Below are 8,044 nucleotides of genomic sequence, written 5' to 3'. Positions count from 1 at the left end.
ACTATATGATGGATGTCCTAAGAGAGCATTAAAGGGTGGATATATCTTAAAAGATTCTAAGAAAGAAACTCCAGATGTACTTTTAATGGCATCAGGATCAGAAGTAGAATTAATCTACAAAGCAGCAGCTGAATTAGAAGCTAAAGGAATAGATGCAAGAGTTATAAGTATGCCATCATTTGAATTATTTGATGCTCAAGATGAAGCTTATAAAGAATCAGTTATGCCAAATAAAGTTCGTGCAAGAGTTGCAGTAGAAGCATTAACAAGCTTTGGATGGCACAAATATGTAGGTCTTGATGGAGATGTTATTTCATTAGATACTTTTGGAGCATCAGGTAAAGCAGAAATCCTATTTGAGAAATTTGGATTCACTGTAGAAAATGTTGTTGAAAAGGCTATTAATGTAGCAAAGAAATAGATGTTACAATAATTAAATCTACGATATACTAGAGAAAATTTAGTGATTATAGTAAAACTTTAGAAAAATAGATTCAACCTTAAATTATTAATAAATATAGCGAAACAGATATAAAAAAGATCTAGATTAAAAGTGTGTAAATTAATTAATCTATAAATATATTAAAACCAATTTATTCATTATTATAAAAGTTAAAATTATTAAAAGATATGTATAAAGATGTGTGAAAAGATTAGTGTGAAATTATGTAATTAAAATAATAAATCATTGGTTAGGAATATATTTATAGATTTTTAATAAATGTATATTTAAGAAAGGGAGATTAATATGATTATTAGAAATGTTAATGATAAAGAGTTTAAAAAGTATGGACAAGTACTAAAAAACTATGATTGCACAGAAATAATTGAAAAGATGAAAAGTACACCACTACCAGAAGATGTAATATATGAACCATCAATTAAGGAACTTGAAGAATTAGCTATAGCTAAAGAGTTACAAGATAGAGAATATGGAGAATTACCAATACAAATAGGATACTGTAATGGTAACAATTATATGTTAAATGCAGTAGAATATCATCGTTCATCTGAGATTAATATCGCGGCAACTGATCTTATATTACTTATAGGAAGTCAACAAGATATTGAAGACGATTACTCATATGATACATCTAAAATTGAAGCTTTCAAAGTTCCAGCTGGAACTGCAATTGAAGTATATGCAACTACTCTTCATTATGCACCTTGCAATGTAAATGAAGAAGGTTTTAGATGCGTTGTAGTTTTACCAAGGGATACAAATTCACCTTTAGAAAATAAGGTTGAAAAAAGTGGAGAAGATGCGTTATTATTTGCTAGAAATAAATGGTTAATTGGTCACAAGGATACAGATTTAGGTGATCAAGGAGCATTTATAGGGTTAGTTGGAGAAAATATCTCAATAAAATAGATTATAAATAGAAATTAAAATCCATAATTTTGTTTTGAATTTAAGCAGACATATGGACTTGATGATTTAAATATGTTTGCTTATTATATATAAATCAGCAAAGAAATATAGCTGATATTTACTTGATAATAATAAATTTAAATAAACTATAAGAAGACTTAATAAGCATAAAAATTATTAAATAAACTATAAGAATAAGCTATAAGAATAAACTATAAGAAATAAGAAAGACACTATAAATTAAATGAAATGAAAAGATCAGAGTAAAATGGAGGAATTAGACAATGAATAATATACCACAAGTAAAATTAGGAATTGTTGCAGTAAGCAGAGATTGTTTCCCAATGGAATTATCAGCAAATAGAAGAAAAGCAGTAGTAGAAGCTTTTAATGGAGAAATTTTTGAATGTCAAACAACTGTTGAAAATGAAAAAGATATGAGAAAAGCTTTAGCTGAAGTTAAAGAAGCTGGAGTAAACGCATTAGTTGTATATTTAGGAAACTTTGGTCCTGAAACTTCAGAAACTTTACTTGCTAAAGAATTTGATGGACCAGTTATGTTTGCAGCTGCTTCAGAAGAAAGCGGAGATAATTTAATAGGAGGACGTGGAGATGCATATTGCGGAATGTTAAATGCTAGCTACAATTTAGCTCTAAGAAACATTAAAGCATACATTCCAGAATATCCAGTAGGAACAGCACCAGAAGTTGCAGGAATGATTTCTGAATTTGTACCAGTTGCTACTGCATTATTAGGATTAAAGAACTTAAAGATAATTTCTTTTGGTCCAAGACCTCAAGATTTCTTAGCTTGTAATGCACCTATTAAACAATTATACAATTTAGGTGTTGAAATAGAAGAAAATTCAGAACTAGATTTATTTGCTGCATTTAATGCGCATAAAGATGATCCAAGAATTCCAGACGTTATAGCTAGCATGGAAAAAGAATTAGGTGAAGGAAATAAAATGCCTGGTATCTTACCAAAGCTTGCTCAATATGAAATTACATTATTAGACTGGATGGAAGAACATAAGGGTTCAAGAGAATACATTGTATTTGCAAATAAATGCTGGCCTTCATTCCAAACACAATTTGGATTTGTACCATGTTATGTAAACAGCCGTTTAACAGCTATGGGAATTCCAGTATCATGTGAAGTTGATATTTATGGTGCATTAAGTGAATACATCGGAACTTGCATAAGCCAAGATGTTGTAACATTACTTGATATAAACAATACAGTTCCAGCTGATATGTACGAATCAGAAATTAAAGGGAAATTTAACTATTCATTAAATGATACATTTATGGCATTCCACTGTGGTAATACAGCAGCTTGTAAATTAACATGTGGAACAATGAAAAACCAAATGATTATGGCAAGAGCTCTTGAACCAAATCAAGAACCAAATATAACTAGAGGAACACTTGAAGGAGATATAGTACCAGGAGATATTACATTCTTCAGATTACAAAGTAATGCAGATGCAGAATTAACAGCTTATGTAGCAGAAGGTGAAGTATTACCAGTTGCAACACGTTCATTTGGAGCTATAGGAGTATTCGCAATTCCTGAAATGGGAAGATTCTATCGTCACGTATTAGTAGAAGGCAGATATCCTCATCATGGAGCAGTTGCATTTGGACACTTTGGAAAAGCAGTTTACAACTTGTTTAGATATTTAGGTGTTAAAGAAGTTGGATTCAATCAACCAAAAGGTATGCTTTACAAAACTGAAAATCCATTTGCATAGTTTAAAATTTATGCAATAATCCACCGAAAGAAAAAACATTGTTATTTCACAGGACTATGAAAATTTTGCTGAAAGTGCTAACTTGCAGGCTGCACCACTAATGCTTGCCTCCAATTTGATTGTGACAAGCGTTAATGGAACAACCTACAATTAAGAACTTTTAACAGCTCATTTTCAATGCCTGCTACATAAAAATGTTTCTTCTTTCTAGTAGGGTGTTTATTGCAAAATATAAATTAAATTCTTATATAATTAATTCTGTTTATATAAAGATAAAGGCTGAAAGCATAATATTTATAGCTTTCAGCCTTTATTTTATGTATTTTTTAGAAAGTGAATAAGGGGGCTCTGGATTTGTTTGTTATTAATTGTTAACTTATTAATATATCAATAAGTTTTATGCAAGATATAAAAAAATATCAATGAAATATTGACAAATGTAGCATTATAAAATATAATTAGATATAGATAAAGCAATGGAGCATTTATTTTAGATAGGTGTTTTATTGCTTTTTTTTATTTATTATTGCTGATATATCAGTGGGATTTCAATGAATTTCAGTGAAAGGAGAGATAAATCTGTGTCAAGCTGAAAAGTCGTATGCTAAAGAAATATACAAGCAAATTAAGTTAGATATTTTGAACCAGAAGATAAAAGATGGCGATTTTCTTACATTAGCGGAACTGGCAGGTAAGTACAATGTGAGCAAAACACCTGTAAGAGATGCGTTAGGAGCCTTAGAAATTCAAGGATATCTTAAATCTTTGCCTAGGAAAGGCTATTTAGTAAAACCTATAACGCAGAAAAATATAAGAGAATCTTTTCAAATGAGATTTATTTTTGAAAAAGTAGCTGTAAGCTTAGCGGTTAAATTAGCTAGCGACTCGGAATTGCAAAATATAATGCAATTAGCTGGGAAATTTCCAGAAGTCTCGCAAGAAGATGAGATTACACAGTTTAATGAGCTAAATGATATGTTTCATATGTCCATTATAAAGGCAACTCACAATTCTCTTCTAATTGAAATGTGTGAGGGAGTTATGGAAAACTTATCGCGAATTCTAATGGCGGACAGCAAACATTTAGAGTTTGTGAATGAAAAAGAAGAGCATATAAATATAGCAAGAGCGCTAATTCAGAGAGATGGTAAAAAGGCGGAAAAACTTATAACAGAGCATATCCTACATTTGGAATCAAGAGTAAATGCTAATGAAAGCCTTATAGTATAAGGGATAAAATTTAGGATGAATTTTTATTTAAAGTAACAGTTTCGTTTTTATAATATGAACATATAATAAGAATCTATTATTGTTAAAGGAATGCCTAAAAATTTTAACTTATTATAAAAATAAGAATTATTAATAAATACTTTTTAAATTAATTAAGGGGGAAAAAAAATGAACAAAAAATCGTTAGTAGGAATTGTACTAGCATCAGTTATGACGGTAGGTATAATGGCAGGTTGTGGATCATCAAAAAATGATTCGGCAAAAAGTGGTGATGGAAACAAGAAATATGTAATTGCATGTGATGCTAAATATGCACCATTCTCATTTGAGGAAGATGGAAAATATAAAGGGATAGATGTTGAGCTTTTAGATGCAATTGCAAAAGAGGAGAAATTTGAATATGATTTAAAGCCAATGGACTTTAATGGAATTATTCCTGGACTTACATCTAATCAATTAGATGGTGCTATCGCAGGAATGAGTATTACAGACGAAAGAAAACAATCTTTAGATTTCTCAGATGGATATTTTGTTTCAGGGCTATCATTAGTTGTTAATAAAGATAACACTGATATTAAAGGTGCAGATGATATAAAAGGTAAAAATGCATCACTTAAAAAAGGTACAGCAGGAGCAAAATTTGCTGAAGATAATGAAAAAAAATATGGATTAAATCTAAGCTATTTTGATGATTCTCCATCAATGTTCCAAGCTGTTGAAAATAAGAATTGCGATTTCTTATTAGAAGATTATCCTGTTATTGCATACAAAATTAAAGTTGATCCTGATTCAAAGTTAAAAATTGCAGGAGATAAACTAACAAATGTTGATTATGGATTTGCAGTTAAAAAAGGTGAGAATGCAGACTTATTAAAGAAATTCAATGAAGGTTTGAAAAAGTTAAAAGAAAATGGGCAATATGATAAGATTGTTGATCAATATATTGCTAAATAAATAGTAGGTAAAATATGAACTACTAATGATTAAAATAAACTATGAGTTTTATTTTAAAATAAAAAGCTATGAACTTAGGAAACGATGTTTCTAATTTATAGCTTTTTCCTATTAAAATCGAATTTGAAACTAGAATAATAACTAAATTCATAACATAAGTATTGGATATCGAAAATGAAGGAGAATGCATTGATTGATTCATAATTACAAATACATAGCTTTTATAAAATCTTTGTTTAAAAACAGTAAATAATGCCTATGAACACGCATATATATTAGGAATAACATTTTTATTATATAGCTTGTTATATTTATACATATACTTAATGCATTGACAGTTTTTGAATTAAACTATATAATAAGTTTCATAATGAAGTAAAAAATCATTGGGAATTTATTGTGTGGAATAGTTTTTCCAGAGTGCAATAAATCAGATTTTTTAATTAAAATTAAATAAATGTTGCAAAGGGGCAAGGAAAAATGAACAAAAGATCATTATTAAGTATTTTATTAGCATCAGTAATGTCTATAGGGCTAATGACTGGATGTGGTGCATCAAAGAATGATACAGGATCAGGTGAAGGAAATAAAAAGTATGCGATTGCATGCGATGCAAAATTTGCGCCATTCTCTTTCGAAGATAATGGGAAATATAAAGGAATAGATGTAGAACTTTTAGATGCAATCTCAAAAGAAGAAAATTTTGAATATGAATTAAAACCAATGGATTTTAATGGAATAATTCCAGGGCTTACAGCTAATCAATTGGATGGAGCTATAGCAGCTATTACTATAACTGATGAAAGAAAACAAACATTGGACTTTTCTGATGGGTACTTTGTGTCAGGGTTATCAATAGTTACAAATAAAGATAACACTTCAATTAATGGAGTTAATGATCTAAATGGAAAAAGTGTTTCGATAAAAAAAGGAACAGCAGGAGCAAAATTTGCTGAGGATAATGAAGCTAAATATGGATTAAATTTAAGCTATTTTGAAGATTCTCCATCAATGTTCCAAGCTGTTGAGAATGGAAATACTGATTTCCTTATGGAAGATTACCCAGTTATTGCATACAAGATTAAAGTAGATAATGGAGCAAAATTAAAGATTGTTGGAGATAAATTAGATGCTGTAAATTATGGATTTGCAGTTAAAAAAGGTGAAAATCAAGAGATATTAAAGAAATTTAATGAAGGATTAAAGAAATTAAAGGATAATGGAAAGTATGACCAAATTGTTGGTCAATATATAGGAAAATAGTAAGGAGAATTAGAAATGGAGATTTTTCAATTACTAAAAGATAGCCTACCTAGTTTATTAAGCGGGCTTTCGGTAACAATAGAAGTTGCAGTAATATCATTAATATTAGCAGTTATATTCGGGATAATTTTAGGAATATTTAGTATAAGTACTTCTAAAATTTTAAAAGGTATATCCACAATATATATCTATATTGTTCGTGGAACACCACTTATGGTTCAAGCTTTATTTTTATATTTTGGTGTAGGACAAGCATTTGGTATAAGATTTGACCCTATAGTTGCAGGTGTAATAACTCTTACTGTAAATGCATCAGCTTATATGGCTGAAATATTTAGAGGCGGAATACAGGCTGTAGATAATGGTCAAATGGAAGCTGCAAGAAGTTTGGGACTTAATTACTCAAAGGCTATGAGAAAGGTTATTTTACCTCAGGCTGTTAAGATTATGATTCCATCTATATTAAATCAATTTATCGTTACATTGAAGGATACATCAATATTGACGGTTATTAGTATAAGAGAACTTACATCGTCAGGACAAATTATTATTGCGAGAAACTTTAAGGCACTTCAGATGTATGCAATTGTAGCTTGTATGTATTTTATAGTAATAACAGTATTGACTTTAATATCAAGTTATATAGAAAGGAAAATCAGCTATGGTAATAAGCGCTAAGAATCTTAAAAAACGTTATGGACAATTAGAAGTTCTTAAAGATATATCAGTAGATGTCACAGAAGGTGAAGTTCTTTGTATTATAGGACCTTCAGGATCAGGAAAGAGTACTTTATTAAGATGTCTTAATGGTTTAGAAGAAATTCAAGCAGGAAGTATTACAATACTAGGTCAGGAGCTTGTAAATAATAAGAATATAAATAAGTTAAGAGAAGAAATAGGAATGGTATTCCAATCTTTTAATTTATTTCCGCATCTAACAGTTCTTCAAAATATGTTATTAGCACCTTTAGAATTGAAGAAGATGAGTAAGCAGGAAGCTACTGAAAAAGCTCTTTCATTATTGGATAAGGTTGGATTAAAAGATAAAAAGGATGTCTATCCAGATACCTTATCTGGTGGACAAAAACAAAGGGTTGCAATCGCCAGAGCACTTGAAATGAATCCTAAGATAATGTTATTTGATGAACCAACTTCTGCACTAGATCCTGAAATGGTTGGTGAAGTGCTTAAGGTTATGAAAGATCTAGCTCAAGAAGGAATGACAATGGTTGTAGTAACTCACGAAATGAATTTTGCTAGAGATGTATCTGATAGAGTTATATTTATGGATCAAGGATATATAGTTGAAGAAGGTCCTCCAGAAGAAATATTCACTGCACCTACTAGCGATAGATGTAAAGAGTTCTTAGATAAAGTAATTAACAATTAAAAATTATTACATGAGAAATAAAGAGCATTGTTTCAATTTCAATATTTAATGATATTGAGAAACAATGTTCTTTTTATA

8 protein-coding genes are annotated in these 8,044 nt (G+C 29.7%); all 8 read left to right on the top strand.

What is annotated here, in order from left to right:
- Positions 1 to 421, top strand: a 421-nt coding sequence (locus T483_RS0106600; RefSeq protein WP_026886143.1) for a transketolase-like TK C-terminal-containing protein, incomplete at its 5' end; no start/stop codon positions are given.
- Positions 422 to 748: 327 nt separating this feature from the next.
- On the top strand, positions 749 to 1,372 hold the full coding sequence (locus tag T483_RS0106595) for a DUF4867 family protein (RefSeq protein ID WP_026886142.1): 624 nt from the start codon (positions 749 to 751) through the stop codon (positions 1,370 to 1,372).
- A gap of 284 nt (positions 1,373 to 1,656) precedes the next feature.
- A complete protein-coding gene (locus T483_RS0106590; RefSeq protein WP_026886141.1) occupies positions 1,657 to 3,129 on the top strand; it encodes an L-fucose/L-arabinose isomerase family protein in 1,473 nt (490 codons plus the stop codon).
- Between the two features lie 561 nt (positions 3,130 to 3,690).
- A complete protein-coding gene (locus T483_RS0106585; RefSeq protein WP_026886140.1) occupies positions 3,691 to 4,359 on the top strand; it encodes a GntR family transcriptional regulator in 669 nt (222 codons plus the stop codon).
- A gap of 168 nt (positions 4,360 to 4,527) precedes the next feature.
- Positions 4,528 to 5,313 carry a transporter substrate-binding domain-containing protein gene (locus T483_RS0106580; protein ID WP_026886139.1) on the top strand — a complete coding sequence of 262 codons (786 nt, stop codon included), beginning with the start codon at positions 4,528 to 4,530 and terminating at the stop codon, positions 5,311 to 5,313.
- 480 nt (positions 5,314 to 5,793) lie between these two features.
- Complete coding sequence (locus T483_RS32070; RefSeq protein WP_026886138.1) at positions 5,794 to 6,576, top strand: transporter substrate-binding domain-containing protein; 783 nt, start codon at positions 5,794 to 5,796, stop codon at positions 6,574 to 6,576.
- A gap of 15 nt (positions 6,577 to 6,591) precedes the next feature.
- On the top strand, positions 6,592 to 7,254 hold the full coding sequence (locus T483_RS32065) for an amino acid ABC transporter permease (protein WP_026886137.1): 663 nt from the start codon (positions 6,592 to 6,594) through the stop codon (positions 7,252 to 7,254).
- Positions 7,238 to 7,966: an amino acid ABC transporter ATP-binding protein gene (locus tag T483_RS0106565; protein ID WP_026886136.1), complete on the top strand. Its 729-nt coding sequence runs from the start codon at positions 7,238 to 7,240 to the stop codon at positions 7,964 to 7,966. Before T483_RS32065 ends, T483_RS0106565 begins: the two co-directional genes overlap by 17 nt.
- Positions 7,967 to 8,044 lie beyond the last annotated feature (78 nt).

It is taken from the genome of Clostridium beijerinckii HUN142 (assembly GCF_000621745.1).
GTDB classification, from domain to species: Bacteria; Bacillota; Clostridia; order Clostridiales; family Clostridiaceae; genus Clostridium; species Clostridium beijerinckii_A.
The sequence above is the reverse complement of the archived record's forward strand: the minus strand, read 5'-3'. Positions and strand labels throughout refer to the sequence as shown.

Excerpts from the sequence above, each read along its gene's own strand:
- T483_RS0106595 (WP_026886142.1), top strand. The coding sequence starts at position 749 with ATGATTATTAGAAATGTTAATGATAAAGAGTTTAAAAAGTATGGACAA.
- T483_RS0106590 (WP_026886141.1), top strand. The coding sequence starts at position 1,657 with ATGAATAATATACCACAAGTAAAATTAGGAATTGTTGCAGTAAGCAGA.
- T483_RS0106580 (WP_026886139.1), top strand. The coding sequence starts at position 4,528 with ATGAACAAAAAATCGTTAGTAGGAATTGTACTAGCATCAGTTATGACG.
- T483_RS32070 (WP_026886138.1), top strand. The coding sequence starts at position 5,794 with ATGAACAAAAGATCATTATTAAGTATTTTATTAGCATCAGTAATGTCT.
- T483_RS0106565 (WP_026886136.1), top strand. The coding sequence starts at position 7,238 with ATGGTAATAAGCGCTAAGAATCTTAAAAAACGTTATGGACAATTAGAA.
- T483_RS32065 (WP_026886137.1), top strand. The coding sequence starts at position 6,592 with ATGGAGATTTTTCAATTACTAAAAGATAGCCTACCTAGTTTATTAAGC.